17 protein-coding genes, 2 pseudogenes and 1 other annotated feature are annotated in these 19,100 nt (G+C 65.4%); of the genes and pseudogenes, 12 read left to right on the forward strand and 7 right to left on the reverse strand.

Annotation, left to right across the window (positions count from 1 at the left end; all coding sequences use genetic code 11):
- Positions 1-21 precede the first annotated feature (21 nt).
- Entirely contained in the window at positions 22-918 is an 897-nt protein-coding gene (locus TSH20_RS23860; protein WP_158282051.1) for a LysR family transcriptional regulator, read from the reverse strand.
- 166 nt (positions 919-1,084) lie between these two features.
- On the opposite strand from TSH20_RS23860, the gene TSH20_RS23865 reads away from it, so the two are divergent.
- Together TSH20_RS23865 and TSH20_RS23870 are read left to right on the forward strand one after the other, a co-directional pair.
- Positions 1,085-2,389 carry an MFS transporter gene (locus TSH20_RS23865; RefSeq protein ID WP_247871142.1) on the forward strand — a complete coding sequence of 435 codons (1,305 nt, stop codon included), beginning with the start codon at positions 1,085-1,087 and terminating at the stop codon, positions 2,387-2,389.
- Positions 2,386-3,516: a mandelate racemase/muconate lactonizing enzyme family protein gene (locus TSH20_RS23870; RefSeq protein ID WP_109155776.1), complete on the forward strand. Its 1,131-nt coding sequence runs from the start codon at positions 2,386-2,388 to the stop codon at positions 3,514-3,516. The genes TSH20_RS23865 and TSH20_RS23870 overlap by 4 nt, the downstream gene beginning before the upstream one ends.
- 229 nt (positions 3,517-3,745) lie before the next feature.
- On the opposite strand, the gene TSH20_RS23875 is transcribed toward TSH20_RS23870, so the two are convergent.
- Positions 3,746-4,012: a hypothetical protein gene (locus TSH20_RS23875; protein ID WP_109155775.1), complete on the reverse strand. Its 267-nt coding sequence runs from the start codon at positions 4,010-4,012 to the stop codon at positions 3,746-3,748.
- 467 nt (positions 4,013-4,479) lie between these two features.
- On the reverse strand, positions 4,480-5,895 hold the full coding sequence (locus TSH20_RS23885) for a carbohydrate-binding domain-containing protein (RefSeq protein WP_109155773.1): 1,416 nt from the start codon (positions 5,893-5,895) through the stop codon (positions 4,480-4,482).
- Positions 5,896-6,499: 604 nt separating this feature from the next.
- Here TSH20_RS23885 and TSH20_RS23890 point away from each other — a divergent pair.
- Together TSH20_RS23890 and TSH20_RS23895 are read left to right on the forward strand one after the other, a co-directional pair.
- Entirely contained in the window at positions 6,500-7,768 is a 1,269-nt protein-coding gene (locus tag TSH20_RS23890) for a PQQ-dependent sugar dehydrogenase (protein WP_109155772.1), read from the forward strand.
- Between the two features lie 78 nt (positions 7,769-7,846).
- Complete coding sequence (locus TSH20_RS23895; RefSeq protein ID WP_199231874.1) at positions 7,847-8,152, forward strand: cytochrome c; 306 nt, start codon at positions 7,847-7,849, stop codon at positions 8,150-8,152.
- Positions 8,153-8,169: 17 nt separating this feature from the next.
- Here TSH20_RS23895 and TSH20_RS23900 read toward each other — a convergent pair whose 3' ends face one another.
- On the reverse strand, positions 8,170-8,493 hold the full coding sequence (locus TSH20_RS23900; RefSeq protein WP_109155770.1) for a response regulator: 324 nt from the start codon (positions 8,491-8,493) through the stop codon (positions 8,170-8,172).
- On the opposite strand from TSH20_RS23900, the gene TSH20_RS36190 reads away from it, so the two are divergent.
- A complete protein-coding gene (locus TSH20_RS36190; RefSeq protein WP_282183584.1) occupies positions 8,489-8,620 on the forward strand; it encodes a hypothetical protein in 132 nt (43 codons plus the stop codon). The two genes, TSH20_RS23900 and TSH20_RS36190, sit on opposite strands and share 5 nt — an antisense overlap.
- Before the next feature lie 187 nt (positions 8,621-8,807).
- Here TSH20_RS36190 and TSH20_RS23905 read toward each other — a convergent pair whose 3' ends face one another.
- On the reverse strand, positions 8,808-10,403 hold the full coding sequence (locus TSH20_RS23905; RefSeq protein WP_109155769.1) for a gamma-glutamyltransferase family protein: 1,596 nt from the start codon (positions 10,401-10,403) through the stop codon (positions 8,808-8,810).
- A gap of 332 nt (positions 10,404-10,735) precedes the next feature.
- Between TSH20_RS23905 and TSH20_RS23910 the strand changes: the two genes are divergently transcribed.
- From TSH20_RS23910 to TSH20_RS23935, 6 genes are all read left to right on the forward strand, one after another.
- Positions 10,736-11,626, forward strand: a complete 891-nt coding sequence (locus TSH20_RS23910) for a LysR family transcriptional regulator (RefSeq protein WP_109154279.1) — start codon at positions 10,736-10,738, stop codon at positions 11,624-11,626.
- Positions 11,627-11,764: 138 nt separating this feature from the next.
- A complete protein-coding gene (locus tag TSH20_RS23915) occupies positions 11,765-12,778 on the forward strand; it encodes a 2-hydroxyacid dehydrogenase (RefSeq protein WP_109155768.1) in 1,014 nt (337 codons plus the stop codon).
- Entirely contained in the window at positions 12,775-13,995 is a 1,221-nt protein-coding gene (locus TSH20_RS23920) for an enolase C-terminal domain-like protein (RefSeq protein ID WP_199231873.1), read from the forward strand. The genes TSH20_RS23915 and TSH20_RS23920 overlap by 4 nt, the downstream gene beginning before the upstream one ends.
- A gap of 37 nt (positions 13,996-14,032) precedes the next feature.
- Complete coding sequence (locus tag TSH20_RS23925; protein WP_109155767.1) at positions 14,033-15,121, forward strand: maleylacetate reductase; 1,089 nt, start codon at positions 14,033-14,035, stop codon at positions 15,119-15,121.
- A 59-nt stretch (positions 15,122-15,180) separates the two neighbouring features.
- The gene (locus tag TSH20_RS23930; RefSeq protein WP_109155766.1) at positions 15,181-16,188 is read left to right on the forward strand and encodes a TRAP transporter substrate-binding protein; all 1,008 of its coding nucleotides are present in this window, start codon (positions 15,181-15,183) and stop codon (positions 16,186-16,188) included.
- Entirely contained in the window at positions 16,185-18,059 is a 1,875-nt protein-coding gene (locus TSH20_RS23935; protein ID WP_109155765.1) for a TRAP transporter large permease subunit, read from the forward strand. The genes TSH20_RS23930 and TSH20_RS23935 overlap by 4 nt, the downstream gene beginning before the upstream one ends.
- An 88-nt stretch (positions 18,060-18,147) precedes the next feature.
- On the opposite strand, the gene TSH20_RS23940 is transcribed toward TSH20_RS23935, so the two are convergent.
- Positions 18,148-18,312, reverse strand: a complete 165-nt coding sequence (locus TSH20_RS23940; RefSeq protein WP_109155764.1) for an alpha-hydroxy-acid oxidizing protein — start codon at positions 18,310-18,312, stop codon at positions 18,148-18,150.
- A gap of 86 nt (positions 18,313-18,398) precedes the next feature.
- Here TSH20_RS23940 and TSH20_RS23945 point away from each other — a divergent pair.
- Positions 18,399-18,760 (forward strand): annotated as a pseudogene (locus TSH20_RS23945) (transposase); the annotation flags it as partial.
- Positions 18,683-18,776 (forward strand) — a sequence feature (AL1L pseudoknot). (Overlaps the previous pseudogene by 78 nt.)
- On the opposite strand, the pseudogene TSH20_RS23950 reads toward TSH20_RS23945, so the two are convergent.
- Positions 18,758-19,099, reverse strand: a pseudogene (locus tag TSH20_RS23950) (electron transfer flavoprotein subunit beta/FixA family protein); the annotation flags it as partial. It overlaps the preceding feature by 19 nt. The pseudogenes TSH20_RS23945 and TSH20_RS23950 overlap by 3 nt on opposite strands.
- Position 19,100 lies beyond the last annotated feature (1 nt).

The following is a 19,100-nucleotide window of genomic DNA, read 5'->3' on the forward strand; positions in this document are numbered from 1 at the left end:
TACGAATCCTGACACAACCGGTCAGTTGTCGACATAATCGATCCGCCGCATCACCTGGGCGATGGATCGCGCGACCGCAGCCACTTTGGGATCGTTGACGCCGGTTCGATAGCAGATGAAAAGCCGGCCATTCTCCACCCGGGGATCAGACGCCACCAACTGGACTTGGCCCAGCGCGATGAACCGCTGCGCCATCGGGATGGGAAGCAGCCCGGCGCCGACCCCGCTGGCCACCAACTCCGCGATCACCGCGACGCTGGTGCAGGTGCTGAGACGGCTGGGAAAGAGGCCTGCCGTCGCGAACCAGCCACTGATCTGCCGGTGCATGGCCGAAGGGGGAGGGTTAGAGAAGATCGGCTGCGACCACAGATCCCGCGGCGTCAGCGGACCGGTCTGCCCCCAGGATTTCGGAATAACCCAGCTCGTCGGCTGGGCGCCGAGCGGCTGGAGGTGGAGCTGCTCGTCGCCGATTGGGTTGAGCAGAACCGCCACGTCCAGCGCGTCACGCAGCAGGGCGTCCTCCAACGTCGTGCTGGTGGACACCACCCATTCCGGCTGCAGCTTCGGATGATCCACTTGAAGCCCGGCCAGCAGGGGCGAGAGGCACGTGACGGCGAAGCCCTCGGCCAGGCCGACCCGGACGCGCCCGGCGACGGTCCGGGATTCGTCCTGTCCGCCGATGGCCCGCAGCTCGGTCATGATCGCGGAGACCCGCGGCAGCAGCAGGCGCCCTTCCGGCGTCAGCCGCAGACCGCGCCCCGTCCGTTCGAGCACGTCGCTTCCCAGGGCTTCCCGCAGATCCTTCAGGCGCAGTGACAGCGTGGGCTGCGCCAGGTTGAGGTGCTCGGCCGCCCGCTGTGCGGAGCCCAGCTGCGCGGTCCAGAAGAAGGCCTCCAACTGCGCGATGGTGATCCGCATGTTCGTTTTGCTGGCATCAGTTTTTCCAATATCAGATGTTAAGTACATCCTATTTGATTATCAATGCCAATGAACGGACACTCTTGGACATCCAGGCAAAGCGTGGCGAAGTCTGCGTAACTCGGAGGAAACCAAGATGAAAGAGCGATCCGACGTCATCGCCAAGGTGGGATGGCGCATCCTGCCGATTTTGATGGTCTGCTATTTCGCGGCCTTTCTTGACCGCGTGAACATCGGCTTTGCCGCGTTGACCATGAACCAGGACCTGGGCTTTTCTGCGTCCGCGTTCGGCTTCGGTGCTGGCATTTTTTTCCTCGGCTACGTCCTGTGTGAGGTTCCCAGCAACCTGCTGCTCGTGCGTTACGGCGCGCGGCTGTGGATCGCCCGGATCCTGATCACCTGGGGGCTGCTCTCGGCGGCGACTGCGCTGGTCTGGAGCCCCGGCAGCTTCTATCTGGTGCGCATCCTGCTGGGCGCCGCCGAGGCCGGCTTCTTTCCCGGCATGATCTTCTACATGACGCTGTGGTTCCCGCGGGAATACCGCGCCCGCATGTTCGGAACCTTCAACATCGCCGTGCCGCTGTCGTCGGTCATCGGTGCGCCCGTCTCTGGCCTGATCATCGAGCATCTGAACGGTTGGAACGGTCTGGCCGGCTGGCAGTGGATGTTCATCCTGGAAGCCATGCCCGCCATCGTCATGGGCGTCGTCGTCGCCCTCTTCCTTCCTTCCTCGCCCGAGAAGGCCGGCTTCCTGGCCGAGGACGAGCGCCGCTGGCTGTCGGCCCGGCTGGACGCCGAGCGCGCGGCCCAGGAGAAGACGGAACGCTTCACCGTCGGTCGCGCCGTCCGCGATCCCCGCGTCCTGCTGATGTGCCTGATCGCGGTCGGCCTCGTCATGGGCACCACGGGGATCGCCATATGGATGCCGCAGTTCGTCAAGGCCTTCGGCCTTAGCACCGTGCAGACCGGCTTCGTCGCCGCCATTCCCTCCGCCTTCATGGCGCTGGCCATGCTGCTGGTGGGCCGCCACGCCGACCGCACCGGCGAGCGTGTCTGGCACGCGGCCGGGCCATTCCTGGTCAGCGCCGCGGGCTTCGTCCTCGCGGCACTCAGCAGCGATCCACTGACCGGACTGGTCGGACTGACCATCGGGGCGGCCGGCATTGGCGGCGCCTCGCCAAACATCTGGATCTTCCCCACCACCCTTCTGACCGGCACCGCGGCCGCGGCCGGCATCGCGCTGATCAACTCGGTCGGTAGCACCGGCGGCTTCTTCGGCCCCACCATCATCGGCTGGGTGCGGGATGCCACCGGTGGCTTCGGCGGCGCGCAGCTGGTCCTCGCCGGCGCGATGGCGCTGACGGCCTGCGCGATCCTGCTGCTCGGCCATCTTATGCGCGACATGATGCGCGGCGGTGTCGTCCCCGCATCACGTTCCGCTCAGGAAAACGCACAGGAAAGCAAGGCATGAGCATCGCCGCCGTCCGCCTCTATCATCTGGTCGCCCCGTTGCCCGAGGTCATCGGCAACGCGCTGGTGTCCTTCGACCGCCGCGAGACCCTGTTCGTCGAGATCGTGGACCGCGACGGCCGATCCGGCTGGGGCGAGGCATGGCATACCCCTGCGGCCGATCATGCCACCATCGCCACACGCCTGGCCCCCCGCCTTCTCGGGCAGGATCCCCAGCAGATCGGCCGGCTCTGGCAGGAGATGCGCGCTGGCGGAGCGATGGGCGCCGTGGCCGCAGTCGACATGGCGCTGCACGATCTTGCGGCGCGCCTGCGCGGCATTCCGGTCAGCACGCTGCTGGGCGGTGCCGTGCGGGACCGGGTGGCCGCCTACGCCAGCGGTCCCTTCTTTAAGCCCGGCGGCCATCCCTACCGTGACTTCGAACGCGAGGTGGAGGGCTATCTCCGGGCGGGATTCAAGGCGATCAAGCTGCGCAGCGGCTTCGCCCCGGCGGACGACGCGGCCGTCGTCGACGCCGTACGACGACTGATGGGACCGGACGGCACGCTGATGCTGGATTTCAACCAATCCTACGCGCCGCGGGCAGCGCTGGCCGCCGTATCGAACATGCGGGAAGCCGGTCTGCTCTGGGTGGAGGAACCCACAGTTCCGGGCGACCTGCAAGGATACCGCATGCTCTCCGGCCTCATGACGCCCGCACTGGCCGGCGGAGAGACCTTCACGGATGCCCGTGCCTTCCGTCCCTTCCTGGAGGCCGGCTGCATGGACGTGCTGCAGCCGGACATCGCCGTCTGCGGCGGGTTGACGGGTGTCGGACGGGTAGCGGCCCTGGCAGAGCTATACGACCGGCCGGTCGTTCCCCATGTCTGGGGCGGCGTCGTGAACTTCCAGGCGGCCCTTCACCTGACCGCGACCCTGCCCGCGCTGCGCAGCGGCGGTGCTGCCGGAGGCTATCCGTTCCTCGAATTCGATGCCGGGCCCAATCCCCTGCTGGATCTCTGCGGCCGTCCTGCCGTCAACAGCGACGGGACCGTTACGGTGCCGGACGGTCCGGGCTTCGGCATCGATCTGAACGCCGACGTCTTATCACCCTTCATTGTCGCACAGCAGGAGGTGACGGCACGATAGGTTCGCCCCAATCCACGGGCCGCAACTGGGCCTATGCCGAGTGGTGTGTCGCCATGCTGGGGGCGGCCGAGCATGGGGCTTTTCCGGTCTTGTTCGCCGATGACCCGCTCGAGGTCGCTCCCGGCCCACTGTCCCCGCCGGCCGGAACCGCCTTCTTGACGCCTTGCGGGCACCCGGAACCTCGAAGGCTGAGCCGCGCAGCCGACCCGTCGTTGGGTACGCTGCAGCCTCAGCGCCTGTAAGTCGGCTGCGGCAGGTGCAGAGGAGCCGGGTTCAATGCCACCCAGTCGACGGCGAGCGCTCGAAGTCGGGCGGTGTCGTCGCCGATCCCGGCCTTTGCCTCGGCGATCCTGCAGTCGGGCTCCGACAGCGCTGACGCGGGCAGGGGAGTGGTGGAGCGGATGTGATGCAGAAAGGCGGCGGCCATCTTCCGGTAATCCGCATCCCAGTTGACGTCGCCGTTGCGTTCGAGTTCATCGTCTATTCTGCGCTGCAATGCAGGATGACTTCACCCTGCACGGTATCCGCGTGGCCGGCCGAGGGAACCAGCAAGTCGCAAAGCTCCTGGAATCGGTCTTCCCAGCGGGCCGCGGCGGCGGTGTCCGTCGGATGGAGTCTGCGGATCGGAGCCGGCCGGACCGTGATGGTGCAAAGATCCGGTGCCGATGCGCTGGCATGGTCCAGCCCGTCCGACAGAGTCCGGTTGGCGGAGGTCCGGGCGGATCCGCTTCCGGCAGGCCGGTTCGCCGCCGGCCGGTCCGGGAGAAGGCATGGCTGCTCCATCCGACGGACGACCGACCCTCGCACCGAATCATGATCGCGGGGGGCGCCAGCGCCAAATTGGACGACCCTGTTCCCGGTGCGGCGGAACTGCTCGGAGCTGTCCGCCGGGGAGCGGGGTCGGATCATGCGCCAAGTTGCAAGAAACATGGCCATTCTCCGACACCCCCCTCCGGGCGGAGGTCAGCAGGTCACGCTGTCATGGAGATGGTCGAAATGGTGGAACGGCGTCACTGCCAGATGGCCCGGCAATGACGCGGGTTCCGGATCGCCGAAGCCGGTCGCGGCTGATGGCGTTTCCGTCTGGAACGGCTCGCCGCCGTGACGCGCGGCGATATGGCTCCACAGGTCCGCGGTGCCGTCCTCGGCGGCCGCATAAGCTCCTTTGACGGCGCTGGCAGGGAACAGACCCTTGTCGGCGGTGATGACCAACGTGCCGTTCCACCACAGGCCGGCTTGACCCTTAACCATGTCCTTCCCGTCGAGAAGGCCCCTGTCATAGACGACATTGCCATCGGTCGGAGAAACCGCGACGCGGTTGATCGTCACCTTGTCGATGTACAGGGAGCGGTCCTGGCCATTGATCACGGCGTCGTTGTCGTACTGAATCTGGACCTTGTGGGCCTGGTCCTGTGCCAGCGTGGTGGTGAAGGAGAAATCCTTGGCCGTCGTCCCGGCGTTGCCCTCGCCGATCTTCCGGCCGTCCACCAGCAGGGTGAAATGCGCATTCACGCCGCCGGCAGGGGTTCCCCTGGCGTTTACCAGGATCTCGGTCGTACCGGCGGTGGGGGCGGTCGGCGGTGGCGACGGTGCGGCGCCGGCATCCTGGTTCAGATCAAGCTTGACGTTGGCGCTGCCGATGGTAGCTGTCTTCGTCGTGGTTCCGGCCAGCCCGCCGCCGGAGAAGGACACGCTGTAGGTCCCGGCCGGCAGGTCGATCTGATAGCCGCCGGCATCCCAGCTGGTGGTTTGGTAGGTGGCCCCGGTGGACGACACCGCCTTGACGAGCACGACTCCAAGACTCTCGCCGGGATCGTAGAAATTGTCGCCGTCCTTGTCGTCGAAGGTGACGCCGGTCAGGAAGGGCATGCCGGCCGTCCTGGCGAAATCCTGCGTGCCGGTCATGCCGGCCGACCCCTGATAGTCGCCGGTCTGGAGGCCGATCCCGACCTCGCGGAAACTCTCGCCAAGGATGTTGGTCCGGTGTCCGGCGGATTTGAACAGCCCGCTCTCCATCGCCTCCACCGTGCTGGAGGTTATGGCGGTGCCGGCGCCCCAGCGGATCGCGATGTTTTCACCCCATGACCAGCTGCCGGAAAAGCCGTAGCCGGCGTCCGTCATGCGGTCGCCGGGCGAGCTGCCGCCGACGCCGGTGTGGCTGAAGCTGTCGGTGTCGAGCATCCACTTGGAATGCGCCCGCGCCGCGTCGATCAGCGACATGTCCCAGGCAAGCGGTGCCTTGGCGGCGGGGAAGATGGTGTTCGCGCTCAGCCCCTGGTTCAGGTCGATCCCCTGCCTGGCCGCCTCCGCGGCCGGATTGGCGCGGGCCCGGTTGATCAGCTCCAGCATGTATTGCTCGTACGCGGTCGGCGTGGCCATGGGCTCGTCCCTGCCTTGATCGATTGAGGTAAGGGCACTGCATACAGAGTGCGGCCGGCAATGATCGGTGAGAGAAAGGAGTCAAATGCAGCGTTGGCGTTAGGAAGACCGACCGCCGGGGCAAGGCCCCCACGGGCTATGCAGGGTTCGTGATACCCCGAATTTCTCGACGCTACCTCCACGTGGGTGTGGTTTGTCTGGCACGCCCGCAACTACGCTGGAGAAGCACCGATGCGCGGTTCAGAACCCGAAATGAAACGGAGATGAGCCATGGAGCAGTTGCGACGATCCTGAATTGCCGAGCCCCGATACCGGCGCCCGCCTGCGGGCGATAACGCCGAGGGGCGCCGTGTATTTCCCGATCCGGGCAAGATGCGCCGGCTTTCCTTGGGGCCGCAGCCGGCAGGAGGACAGTGGCTTCTGCCGCATTGGCGACCCTCGGATGCCCCGCCCGACCGGTGGAACGGGTCGCCACCGATTAGCCCGGAATCCGCGCATGTTCCCGTGTCCATCCGGCTGATGGCGCCGTGCTTCGGTCGACGCCCGAAGAACACGGGCCCAGAACCCGTGGGATGACCAAACGAGCAATACAAAGGGAGGAAACATGAAGACCGGTCTGAACACCGCGATTTTCTTGGCGGTTGCATGCCTGACGATGCCCGTCGGCGCCCAGGACTACCCGCAGCCGCCTGGCAACCTCGAGAAGCTGCAGCAATTCAAGACCACCGGCGACGTGACCGAGATTCCGGTTGTTCCGCAATCCGGCCCGAAGGCCGCGGCAATCAACAAGACCCTTTCGAGGATCAAGCTGCCGCAGGGCTTCAAGATCGCGCTTTATGCCATCGTGCCCGATGCCCGGCACATGGCCGTCGGGCCGCAGGGCGTGGCTGTCTTTGTCGGAACGCGCAAGACCAAGGTCTACGCGGTCACCGATCGGGACAAGGACCGGGTCGCCGACGAAGTGAAGGTCTTCGCGCCGACGATCGGCTTCTCGGTGCCGAATGGGGTCTGCTTTTCGAAGGACGGATTCCTGTTCGTCGTGGAGCAAAACCGGGTGCTCACCTTTCCCGCCGCCGAGTTCTTCTATGAGGGTGCCGACGTCGCCGCCTTCCAGGTGGCCAAGGGCGGCGAACTCATTCCCAAGGAGGAGGAAAGCTACAACCACACCGCCCGCGTGTGCCGGGTGGGCCCGGACGACAAGCTCTACATCGCGCTCGGGCAGCCCTTCAACGTGCCCGCATCGGACAAGCTCGACCTCTACAAAAAGTGGGGGATCGGCGGCATCATCCGCATGGACCGCGACGGGAAGAACCGGGAGGTCTATGCCTGGGGGGTGCGCAATTCCGTCGGCATGGACTTCAATCCCAAGGACAAGGCGCTCTGGTTCACGGACAACCAGGTGGACGGCATGGGCGACGATGTCCCGCCGGGCGAGTTGAACCGGGCGGAAAAGCCGGGCTTGAACTTCGGCTTCCCGTATTTCGGGGGTGGCAAGATTCGCACCGTCGAATACAAGGATCAGCAGGCACCGGGAGACGCGGTGTTGCCGCAGGTCGAATACGATGCGCATGCGGCCGATCTTGGCATGACCTTCTACAGCGGCACCCAGTTTCCGGCGAAGTACCGCGGCGGCATATTCGTCGCCGAACACGGGTCGTGGAACCGCACGAAGCCCATAGGGGCGCGGATCATGTTCACCTCCCTCAAGCCGGACGGCACCGCGGACAAGACCGAGGTCTTCGCCGAAGGCTGGCTCACCTCGGACGGCGAATATCTGGGGCGGCCGGTCGATGTGGCGGTGCTGGCCGACGGCTCGCTGCTGGTGTCGGACGATTTCGCAGGAGCCGTCTACCGGATCTCCTATGGGCAATGAGGGGTGATGCGGACAGGAAGCCGATCGCCCCGGGCGGGGCGGTCGGCCGGGAGGATGAGGATGCGATACCGGTGGAGCGTGCTGATCCTGCTGGGACTGGCCGGCTATGCGGCCGGCGCCCACGCCGGAGATCCCAGGGCGGGAAGGAGAAAGGCCATCCAGTGCCAGACCTGCCACGGGCTGGACGGGCTCTCCAAGATTCCGGAAGCGCCCAACCTGGCCGGGCAACCGGAAACCTACCTCCGGAAAGCGCTCACGGATTATAAGACGGGGGCTCGCAAGAACGAGATGATGTCGGTGGTCGCCCCATCGCTGAGTGAGGCGGACATCGACGATCTCGCATCCTATTTCAGTTCCATCCAGATCGAGGTGACGCCGCCGTAGCGCCGTGAGCGTTAGTGCTACATACGCCGTCCTGTCAATTGGCGCAGCACACGCGACATGTCGTCAAAGGCATAAGGCTTGTGCAGCTGCTCGAAGCCGTGCTGCCCCTCGTCGGCCAGGGCATGGCTCCAGTTGGAGGTCAGCACCACCGGAAGACCTGGATTGCACTGCAGGATTTCCTTCCCCAACTCGATCCCACTCATCCCCGGCATAACCACATCCGAAAACACCACGCCGAAGCGAGCAGCATCCTTATTAAGGAGCGTGAGAGCCTCGCTGGCATTCGCCGCCCAGGTTGTTTCGTAGCCGAGGTCGTGGAGAGGCTGGGTCGGCTTCGTGATCGGGCTGGAACCGCAGGGCCGCGATTATTTGACCCGAATGTTCGGGGCGCGCATCGTCATGGTGTTCGCCCGCGCCGAAAAGCTGCCGGAGGTGCTGCCGACCTTCTACCTGCGGCTATCGACATGATTTAATCTGCCACACCGCTTCGCTGATGATCCCGGCCGGAAAGCGGAAACCGCGATAGGGCTTGGAGGCCGTGCTCATGTTCGGCAACCTGCCATGCCGGAGCGGCCCATGCCAAACCGACAACACCTCGGAGGGCCGTGGTGCGGCGACCACGGTCCTTCGACGCGACGCGCGTGGTGATGACCTGTTAATGCCCCAGCGCGCACCCGTCCTTCCGGTGGTCAGAGCCGCCCAATAGGGTTCCATGCTCCCAATCGATGCCGATGGCCTGGGCACCGCCGATGGCCGAGTTGGGTGCCGTCACGGTGAAGCCGCGGCGGGCCAACTCCGCCCCCGCCTTGGTGCGGATTGCTGTCTCCGCTTCCACGGTGCGGGTGCCGGGCAGGGGGAAGAGGCGCGGCAGGTCGATGGCGCTTTGGATGTCCAGGCCGTGGTCAAACAGCTTCGATAGGAAGTGAGCATGGCCCATCGCCTGATAATGCCCGCCCATGACGCCGAAGGTCAGGCTGACGCGCCCGTTTTCGGTGACCATCCCCGGAATGATGGTGTGCATCGGCCGCTTGCCCGGTGCCACCATGTTGGGATGCCCGTCAACAAGGGAGAAGCTCTGGCCCCGGTTGTGGAACAGCACCCCGGTGCGGGGCGCCATCAGTCCGCTGCCATAGGGATGGAAGTTCGAGCTGATGAAGCTGACTGCCGTCCGGTGCTTATCGACCACGGCGATGTAGACCGTGTCCTTGTGCTCGACGCTGTCGAACACCCCACCGATCTCCAGCGCGCGGGCGGGATCGATCCGAGCGGCCAGCTGGTCGGCCAGCGCATCGGACAGCAGATGCTCCAACATCGACAGTCCGGTTTGCGCCGGATCGGCCAGGAAGGCGTCGCGCGCGGCATAGGCGAGCCGCGTCGCCTCGATCTCCACATGCAGGCTGTCAGGGTCGAGCGGATCGCCGGACCGCCGGAAGCGCTTGAGGATGTTCAGAATCATCAGGGCGATGATGCCCTGTCCGTTCGGCGGGCATTCATGGATGGTGCGGCCGCGATAGTCGGTGCTGATCGGCGTCACGTACTCACCCTTGGCCCCAGCGAAATCCTCCAGGCTGTGAAAGCCGCCCGCCGCCCGCAGGGATTCCGCCATGTCGTTGGCTATGGCGCCGCGGTAGAAGGCGTCCGGTCCCTCGCGCCCGATTGCCTCCAGCGTGTCGGCCAGCAGCGGCTGGGTCTGGACGGTGCCGGCCGTGGGGGCTTCTCCGTCCACCAGGAAGGTGGCGGCGGCGGCCGGATCCCGGCGCAGCAGATCGGTTTGCTGGGCGAGGTCGTGTGAGACCCGTGGCGTGATGACGTAGCCCTCGCGCGCCATGGCAATGGCCGGGGCGAAGACCTCGTTCAGAGGCAGGCGGCCATGGTCGGCGACCAGCCGCGTCCAGGCATCCACCGCGCCCGGCACCGTGACCGCGTGGGGAGAGTGGCGGTCGATCGCAGTGACGCCCGCCGCCCGCAAGCGCTCCAGCGTCAACGCCGCCGGGGTGCGGCCGGAGCCGTTGTAGGCGCGGATGTCGGTCCCGCCCAGCGGAGCGACCATGGCGAAGCAGTCGCCGCCGATCCCGGTCGATCCAGCTTCGACCACGCTCTGGACCGCGCAGGCCGCCACGGCGGCATCGATCGCGGTGCCGCCAGCCTTGAGGATCTCGACCGCCGTCAGGGTTGCCGCCGGGTGCGAGGTGGCGGCCATGCCGTTGCGGCCCATGGCGAGCGAACGGCCGGGTTCTTCGAAGTTGCGCATGGTCTCCGTCGGCTCCCCGATGTTGGTCTTTCGCGGTGAAGGGCCGGATGCGAGGGTATCATCCACCGCGCCATCGATATGGTATACCAAATCCCACCCGGGCAAGAAGATCTGAAAGAGGGATCGGCGGCCGGCACTCTCCTCTCGTATCAGGGTCATGTTTGGAGCAGCGCACAACTGGAACTCTACAATCCCCGCACTTATCAAAATGTTTCCTTGTTGAGATCATCAAAGCGCAAACATCGCACTGACCTGCAAGCCGAACATCGCCGGACGGCCGGGCCGATCATCCTGCCTTTACAGCTTCGGCTGGATGATCTTATCTCCGCATCATGGATCGTCGCAGGCTCCAGTTTTTTGTCGCGCTCTGCGAAGAGCTGCATTTTCACCGTGCCGCCGCGCGGTGCCACATCACGCAGCCTGCCCTCAGCCAGCAATTGCGCCAACTGGAGGAAGAGCTGCAGGTTCAGCTGATCCACCGCAACAAGCGGCGCGTTTCCCTGACGAGGGCTGGCGAGACTTTCCTGGGCGAAGCCCGGAAGATTTTGAATCAGATGGAACGCGCCGCGCAGCTCGCGCGTCAAACGGATCGCGGCGAAATCGGGCAATTGTCGGTCGGTATGACCGCACCGGCGCTCTACATCGTCTTCCCCGAGATCATGCACCGGTTCCGCATGGCATTGCCCAATTTCGGCGTGAACGTCCATGTCATGACGACGTCAGAGCAGGAAGAAGCCTTGAGGGCCGGAGCGATCGATGTCGGCATCTTCCATCCCCCGCTCGACGATCAGTCGCTGTCGTCACACCCGATCGCGCGCATGCGCTTCAATGTCGTGCTGTCGGACCGCAACCCATTGGCCGAACGGCCGCGCCTGCGGCTGGATGATCTCTCCAGGCAACGTTTCATCATCTTTCCGCGCGTGATCGGCCCACGCCTCTACGATGAGATCATCAGCCTGTGCCAGCAGGCGGGATTCAGCCCGGAGCTGATTCTCGAAGCCTCCCCGGCGCAATCCATCATCGCGCTGGCCGCAGCGGATTTCGGAATCGGCCTCATCGCCTCCGATCTTCAGCAATTCGCACGGCCTGGGGTGGTCTATCGTCCGCTCGACGGGCCGGCACCCCACCTGACGCTCGGGGTGGCCTACCAGAGCGACGACACCTCTCCCGCCATTCAGACATTTCTGGACGTCGCGACCGCGGTGGGCGAACTGGTCTCCTGAACGGTCAGCCTTTCACCCCAATCACCGACGGCGCAAACGCCAGTCGGTGAAAACTATTACTTATCAATCAATCACTTTTAAAAGTTGGACCTACTCAATCCGTTGGCTCTATCGTTCGTGCAACGGAGGATAAAGCCAATGAAAGTCTTCATGATTGGGGAGGCTGCCAATCACAAGGACAAGCTGGCCGCTTTCCTGACCACTCCCTGCGACATCATACCTCTTCCCCGTGAAGCCGCCCACTCGTCCCAGTTCGATTCCGCGATCACCGCAGACGACGTGGTCGTGTCTTTGCGGTTCTCCCGAGGCGGCAGAGCGGCACCTGAGTTTCGCCTTTTGCATGTACCAGGGGCCGGACTGGACGGCATCGACATGGCTTCACTGCCATCCGGCGCCAGCATCTGCAACGTCTTCGAGCATGAAATTCCCATCGCCGAGTTCGTCATGGCGGCGATGTTGAACTGGGAAATCCGCCCCGACGCTCTGCGCAGCTCCTTCGCCACGGACACATGGTCCGATGTCTACCGGGCGCGGGTGCCCCACGGGGAGATCCACGGCCTGACACTGGGCCTCATCGGCTTCGGCCGGATCGGGCGGACAATAGCCCGGCGGGCGGCGGCTTTCGGCATGCGCATCCTCGCGGTCGACCAGTTCGCCACCGACACCGATGGCTTGACCGAGGCGATCTTGCCGCCGGAACGCTTGCCGGATTTGCTGGCGCAATCCGATTTCCTGGTGATCGCCTGCCCGCTAACCGATCAGACCCGCGGGCTGATCGGGATGGCCGAACTCGCCGCCATGAAGCCGACGGGCGTGTTGATCAACATATCGCGCGCGCCCATCGTCGACGAGGAAGCGCTTTATGATGTGCTATCGCGCCGGACAATCGGCGGTGCGGTGCTCGATGTCTGGTACGGCTATCCGGCAGGAGCCGACGACCAGGTGGCGCCCGCCAGCTTCCGCTTCGAGGATTTGCCCAACGCCGTCTGCACCCCGCATTCGTCGGCCTGGACGAGCCGGCTGCCCGAACGCCGCTATGCGTTCATTGCCCAAAACATCGACCGGCTGGTGGCCGGCGAGCCGCTGCTGAACCTGGTGCGGGCACCTGCTCCGGTATCGCCTCCCGCCATCCAAAACACGAGCATTCCATGATCCGAGACACCGAGGACCTCGCCCGCCGGAGCGCCGGCGTGCCGATCAAGATCACCGGCGTGAAGACCTTCGTCGTCAACGCCGAGATGCGCAACTGGATCTTCGTGAAGGTGCTGACCAACCAGCCCGGCCTGTATGGCTGGGGCGAGGCCAGCCTGAACTGGAAGACGCGGGCGGTCACCGGCGCCGTCGAGGATCTGGAACCGACCGTGCTGGGACGCGATCCGCGCGACATCGAGCAGTGCGTCCGCGCGATGAACAAGTTCAGCTATTACAAGCTGGGCATGGTCGGCGTGACGGCGATCAGCGGCATCGAGCACGCGCTCTGGGACATCTTCGGCAAGAGCGTCGGCCTGCCGGTCTGGCGCCTGCTCGGCGGCAAAGTTCGCGACCGCGTGCGCGTCTACACCCATCTCGGCCTTGGCGAGATGAAGTCGGTCTACGAGACCTTCGACGTGGGCTCGCTGAAGGAACGGGCCGCGGCGGTGACCGAGAGGGGCTACGACGCGCTCAAGGTCGTGTTCATTCCCTATGGCGCCCACAGCGCGCCGATTCCGGCCCAGCGCCATGTCGGCAAGATGATGCAGGCGCTGCGCGACACGGTGGGCGACGGCGTCGACATCATGATCGACTTCCACGGTCGCCCCGGCTCCATCGCCGCCGCCATGAGCTACATCCGCGAACTGGAGCCCTACCGGCCGATGTTCTGCGAGGAGCCGGTCCAGCCCGGCGATACCGAGGCGCTGCGCCGCATTGCCGAGCAGGCGGACTGCCCGATCGCATCCGGCGAACGGCTGGTCGGACTGAAGGAGTTCCAGCCGGTCTTCGCCCAGAAGGCGGTCCATATCGCCCAGCCCGACCTGAACCACACCGGCGGCCTGCTTGAAGGCAAGCGGATCGCGGCGCTGGCGGAAGCCGACCTGATCGGCATCGCCCCGCACAATCCCAACGGTCCGCTGGCCGGCGTCGCTGCCCTGCATTTCGACATCTCCACGCCGAACTTCGTCATCCAGGAGGAGATGAGCGGCGCGGTGCCCTGGTACGACGACGTGGTGCAGACCCCGATCCGCCGCACCGGCAGCCATTGGGAGGTGCCCGACGCACCCGGCTTCGGCATCGAGGTGAACGAGACGGAAGCGGCGAAGCACCCGTTCAAGCCGGAGGTGATGCACACGACCTCGGCCATTCTCGACGACGGCACCATCGTCGATTGGTAAGCGCCGCCCTCACCGACCTATCGGACGGATTTCCATCATGAGAGAATTCAGCACCCCCGGCGACGTGTTCAACGCGCTGCCATCGCGGGTCGTCTTCGGAGCCGGGGCCATTGACCGGATCGACGCGGAGGTGGAGCGGCTGGGCGCAAAGCATGCGCTCGTCGTCTCCACTCCCGGCCGCAGCGCAATGGGTGGGCGTGTTGCCGACCGTCTTGGAAGCCGTTGTATCGGCATCCTGCCGGAAGCGATTTCCCAGGTACCCATCGAACTGGCCATCCGGGGCCGGGCCAAGGCGCGCGAAATGGGCGCCGACTGTTTGGTCAGCGTCGGCGGCGGCGCCTCCATCGGCTTGGGCAAAGCCATCGCGCTGGACCTCGGGCTGCCGATCATCGCCGTGCCAACCACCTATTCCGGCTCCGAGATGACCGGCTTTTGCGGGATCACCATCGACGGCGTCAAGCGGATGCACCAGAGCCTGCGCATGCTGGCCGGCACCGTTGTTTATGACCCCTCGCTGACGCTCGGGCTGCCGGTGGACGTCAGCATGGCCAGCGCCATGAACGCGCTCGCCCATTGTGTCGATGCCATCTACACCCCCACCATCAGCCCGGTGATCGTGCCGGCGGCGATGGAGGGCGCGCGGGCGATCATGGACGCGCTGCCGCGGGTGGCCGACCGTCCGGACGATGGGCAAGCGCGTGCCGACCTGCTGTACGGCGCCCATCTCGCCGGTGCGGCGCTGGCCGGCGGCTTCGCGCTTCAGCATGGCGTCGCCCATGTCCTGGGCGGCACCTACGGCGTGTCGCACGGCTTGTCCCATGCGCTGGTGCTGCCCCATGTCGCAGCCTACAATGCACCCTTCGCCCCCCAGGCGATGGACCGGCTTGCCGCCGCCATCGGCGTGGAAGACATCGGCGCCGCCATTTTCGACATGATGGAAACGGTCGGCCTACCGACGCGGCTGACGGAGGTCGGCTTTTCCGCCGACCGGATCGAGGAGGCCGCCCGGATCACCGTCGAGACGGACAACAGCTACAACCCCGGACCGGTGACCGAAGAAGCCGTGCGCGGCATCCTCGCGGCGGCAGTGGAGGGGCGTCGCCCAGGATCGCCGTCGGGCCGGTAAGGGCTGGCCGGCACGGAGGGCAAACCGGACGAGAGAACACAAAAAGGGAGGGAACCAAGATGTTGATCAAGCGTAGGCAGTTTCTGGCCGCTACCGCGGTGGGCGCCCTGGCCGCACCCTTCATCTCAAAGGCGCATGCCGCGGAATTCGCATGGAAGTTCGGCCACGGCTTCCCGGCGAGCCACCCGCTGCATGTCCGCGCTGTCGAAGCGGCCGAACGCATCCGCAAGGAGACCGGCGGCAAGGTCGACATCGCCGTCTTCCCCAACAGCCAGCTCGGCGGCGACAGCGACCTGCTGGCGCAGGTGCGCTCCGGCGGCATCGAATTCTTCAGCACCGGCGGCCTGATCCTGTCGACCCTGGTTCCGGTTGCGTCGATCAACGGCATGGGGTTCGCGTTCAAGGACTATGACGCTGTCTGGAAGGCGATGGACGGCCAACTCGGCGGGGTGATCCGCAAAGGCTTCGACAAGGCCGGCCTCCACGCCTTCGACCGCATCTGGGACAACGGCTTCCGCCAGATCACCACCAGCACCAAGCCGATCACCGGGCCGGCCGATCTGGCGGCCTTCAAGATCCGCGTCCCGGTCAGCCCGGTCTATGTGTCGCTGTTCAAGGGGCTGGGCGCGTCGCCGACCAGCATCAACCTGGGCGAGGTCTATGCCGCACTGCAGACCGGCGTGGTCGACGGACAGGAGAATCCGCTGGTGGTGGCCGACACCGCCAAGTTCTACGAGGTGCAGAAATTCTGCTCCATCACCAACCATGTCTGGGACGGTTCGTGGATCGTCACCAACGGCCGCTCCTGGCGTGGGCTGCCCGAGGATTTGCGGCAGATCGTCAGCCGGAACCTGAACGACGGCGCGCTGCAGCAGCGCCAGGACATCGCCAGCCTCAACGACGCGCTGCAAGGTTCGCTCTCGCAGAAGGGGCTGACCTTTAACAAGGTCGACCCGGCGCCGTTCCGGGAAACCCTGCGCAAGTCTGGCTTCTACGGCGAATGGAAAGCCAAATACGGTGAAGAGGCCTGGAGCGCCCTGGAAAGTTCGGTAGGGGCGCTGACATGACGGCGGTGGTGGATCACAAGTCCACCGCCGGCTCGCCCGACAGCGCCAGCCGGTGGCTGGCGCATGCCGACCGGCTTCTGGGCTGGCTATCCGAACTGCCGGTGGCGCTACTGGTGGCCGCGGAAGTGGTGATTCTCTTCACCGGTATCGTCGCCCGCTACGTGCTCCACGCTCCGATCACCTGGTCGGACGAACTGGCGTCGATCCTGTTCCTCTGGCTGGCGATGTTGGGAACTGTTGTCGCCTTCCGCCGTGGCGAGCATATGCGGATGACCGCTTTCGTCAGTTGGGCATCGCCACGCACGCGGGCGTTCCTTGATGTCTTCGCGGTGGCGGCGGCACTCTGTTTCCTGCTGCTGGTCATCATGCCGGCCGGCGAATTCGCCTGGGAGGAGCTGGAGATCACCACCCCGGCTCTGCAGATCTCGAACATGTGGCGCGCGGCTGCCTTGCCGACCGGTCTCGGATTGATGATCGCGGCGGCTCTGATCCGCCTCGCACGGGTGGGCGATCTCAAGCTGGTGGTGGGTGCTGTAGCGGCGGTTGCGACGATCGCCGCATTGTTCTTCGTCCTCCAGCCTATGCTGGCCGATCTCGGCAAGCTTAACCTGCTGGTCTTCTTTGTGCTCGTGGTTGCAGGGGCCGTGTTCGCCGGCGTGCCCATCGCCTTCGCCTTCGGACTGTCGAGCTTCGGCTACCTCGCCCTGACCACCAGGGTGCCGCTGCTGGTCGTCGTCGGCCGAATGGATGAGGGCATGTCACACCTGATCCTGCTCTCGGTGCCACTGTTCGTCTTCTTAGGATTGCTGATCGAGATGACCGGCATGGCCCGCGCCATGGTGGCGGTGCTGGCCAACCTGCTCGGCCATGTGCGCGGCGGCCTGTCCTATGTGCTCATCGGCGCGATGTATCTGGTGTCCGGCATCTCCGGTTCGAAGGCTGCCGACATGGCGGCAGTTGCCCCGGTTCTGTTCCCCGAGATGAAAGCCCGCGGTGCCAAGCCGGGCGATCTGGTGGCGCTGCTGGCGGCGACCGGCGCGCAGACGGAGACCATTCCGCCCAGCATTGTGCTGATCACCATAGGCTCGGTCACCGGCGTTTCCATCGCTGCGCTCTTCACCGGCGGCCTGCTGCCCGGCTTGCTGCTGGCGGTGATGTTGTGTCTGGTTGTCCGCCACCGCTACCGCCATGAAAACCTGTCGGGAGTACGTCGGCCGACCGGTCGTGAGTTGGGCCGCAGCCTGGTGGTGGCGCTGCCCGCGCTCGCCCTCCCTTTCGTCATCCGCACCGCGGTGATCGAGGGCGTCGCCACGGCGACCGAGGTTTCGACCATCGGCATCGTCTATGCCGTTGCCGTTGGATTGTTGGTCTATCGCCGCTTCGACTGGGGGCGGGTGGTTCCCATGCTGGTCGAGACCGCAGCGCTGTCGGGGGCGATCCTGTTCATCATCGGCACCGCGACGGCGATGGCCTGGTGCCTGACACGCTCGGGATTCTCGACCGATCTGGCGCAGTTCATGGCCGGCCTGCCGGGAGGCGCCTTTACCTTCCTTGCCGTATCCATCGTCGCCTTCATCATCCTCGGCAGCGTGCTGGAGGGGATTCCGGCCATCGTACTGTTCGGCCCGCTGCTGTTCCCCATTGCCCGCGAGATGGGCGTGCATGAGGTGCAGTATGCGATGGTGGTGATCCTCGCCATGGGCCTCGGCCTGTTCGCCCCACCCTTCGGCGTCGGATTCTATGTCGCCTCCGCCATTGGCCGGGTCAACCCGGATGAGGGCATGCGCCCGATCCTGGGCTATCTGGCGGCTCTGCTGGCCGGACTGGTGCTGGTCGCCGCAATTCCCTGGCTTTCGACCGGCTTTCTGTGATCGCTGTTCGTCGTAGCCGCCCGAAGCCGGCCCCGGTTCGCCCCGGGGCCGGCTTTATCGTTTCAAGGCGGTCCGCGCGGAACAGCGCCTACACCGGCGCCAGCAGATGGTCGGACCCGATGGCCGACAGGTTGCTCACTCCGCACAGCGCCATCGGAATGTCGAGTTCGCGACCCAAGATGCGAATGGTGTGGGTGATGCCGGCTTCTCCACCCGCTGCAAGTCCCGAGAACTGCGACATCAGCACTGTCATGCGGCGATCCCGAACAGGCCGGCGAGAAAGGTTTGAACCGCACCGGGTTCACTGGAGGCCCCATCTTCTGAGAGAGTGGGGTCATCATGACGAAGCAGGCATCCCCCGAATACGCCCCTGAAGTCCGGGAGCGCGCGCTTCGGATGGTGTTCGAGCACGAAGGCGAGCACGCCTCGCAGTGGGCAGTGATCGGCTCGATCGTGGCGAAGAACGGCTGCAATGCCGAGACGCTGGGGAACTGGGGTCGGCAGGCCGAGCGTAATCAGGGCAAGCGTTCTGGTCCGACAACGGACGAACAGGAGCGGATCAAGGCGCTGGAGCGTGAGGTGCGAGAACTGCGCCAAGCGAATGAAATTCTTCGCAAGGCGTCGGCGTATTTCGCCCAGGCGGAGTTCGACCGCCCGTTCAGGAAATGATCGCCTTCATCGACGAACACCGCGCCGTCCACGAGGCCGGGGGCCTCCTTCTGGACCAGGGCCTTCAGCACCTTGGAGACGGCGAGCGGCTCGGTCGTCACGTCGGTCGGCACCAGGATGGCGCGGTCGGCACCCATGGCGAGAGCGGTGCGCAGGGTCTCCTGCGCCTGGGTCGGGCCGACGGAAACGACCACGATCTCGGTCGCCTTACCGGCTTCCTTGCACCGCACCGCCTCTTCGACTGCAATCTCGTCGAAGAGGTTCATGCTCATCTTCACGTTGGCGGTCTCGACGCCGCTGCCATCCGCCTTGACGCGGATCTTCACATTGTAGTCGACAACCCGCTTCAGGGGACAAGGAGCTTCATGAATA

This window comes from Azospirillum sp. TSH20 (genome assembly GCF_003115935.1).
Lineage (GTDB): Bacteria > Pseudomonadota > Alphaproteobacteria > Azospirillales > Azospirillaceae > Azospirillum.

What these genes read in the sequence shown, in the direction of transcription:
- TSH20_RS23860 (WP_158282051.1), bottom strand. Translation starts at nt 918, where the DNA reads ATGCGGATCACCATCGCGCAGTTGGAGGCCTTCTTCTGGACCGCGCAG.
- TSH20_RS23870 (WP_109155776.1), top strand. Translation starts at nt 2,386, where the DNA reads ATGAGCATCGCCGCCGTCCGCCTCTATCATCTGGTCGCCCCGTTGCCC.
- TSH20_RS23885 (WP_109155773.1), bottom strand. Translation starts at nt 5,895, where the DNA reads ATGGCCACGCCGACCGCGTACGAGCAATACATGCTGGAGCTGATCAAC.
- TSH20_RS23890 (WP_109155772.1), top strand. Translation starts at nt 6,500, where the DNA reads ATGAAGACCGGTCTGAACACCGCGATTTTCTTGGCGGTTGCATGCCTG.
- TSH20_RS23905 (WP_109155769.1), bottom strand. Translation starts at nt 10,403, where the DNA reads ATGCGCAACTTCGAAGAACCCGGCCGTTCGCTCGCCATGGGCCGCAAC.
- TSH20_RS23910 (WP_109154279.1), top strand. Translation starts at nt 10,736, where the DNA reads ATGGATCGTCGCAGGCTCCAGTTTTTTGTCGCGCTCTGCGAAGAGCTG.
- TSH20_RS23915 (WP_109155768.1), top strand. Translation starts at nt 11,765, where the DNA reads ATGAAAGTCTTCATGATTGGGGAGGCTGCCAATCACAAGGACAAGCTG.
- TSH20_RS23920 (WP_199231873.1), top strand. Translation starts at nt 12,775, where the DNA reads ATGATCCGAGACACCGAGGACCTCGCCCGCCGGAGCGCCGGCGTGCCG.
- TSH20_RS23925 (WP_109155767.1), top strand. Translation starts at nt 14,033, where the DNA reads ATGAGAGAATTCAGCACCCCCGGCGACGTGTTCAACGCGCTGCCATCG.
- TSH20_RS23930 (WP_109155766.1), top strand. Translation starts at nt 15,181, where the DNA reads ATGTTGATCAAGCGTAGGCAGTTTCTGGCCGCTACCGCGGTGGGCGCC.
- TSH20_RS23935 (WP_109155765.1), top strand. Translation starts at nt 16,185, where the DNA reads ATGACGGCGGTGGTGGATCACAAGTCCACCGCCGGCTCGCCCGACAGC.
- TSH20_RS23940 (WP_109155764.1), bottom strand. Translation starts at nt 18,312, where the DNA reads ATGACAGTGCTGATGTCGCAGTTCTCGGGACTTGCAGCGGGTGGAGAA.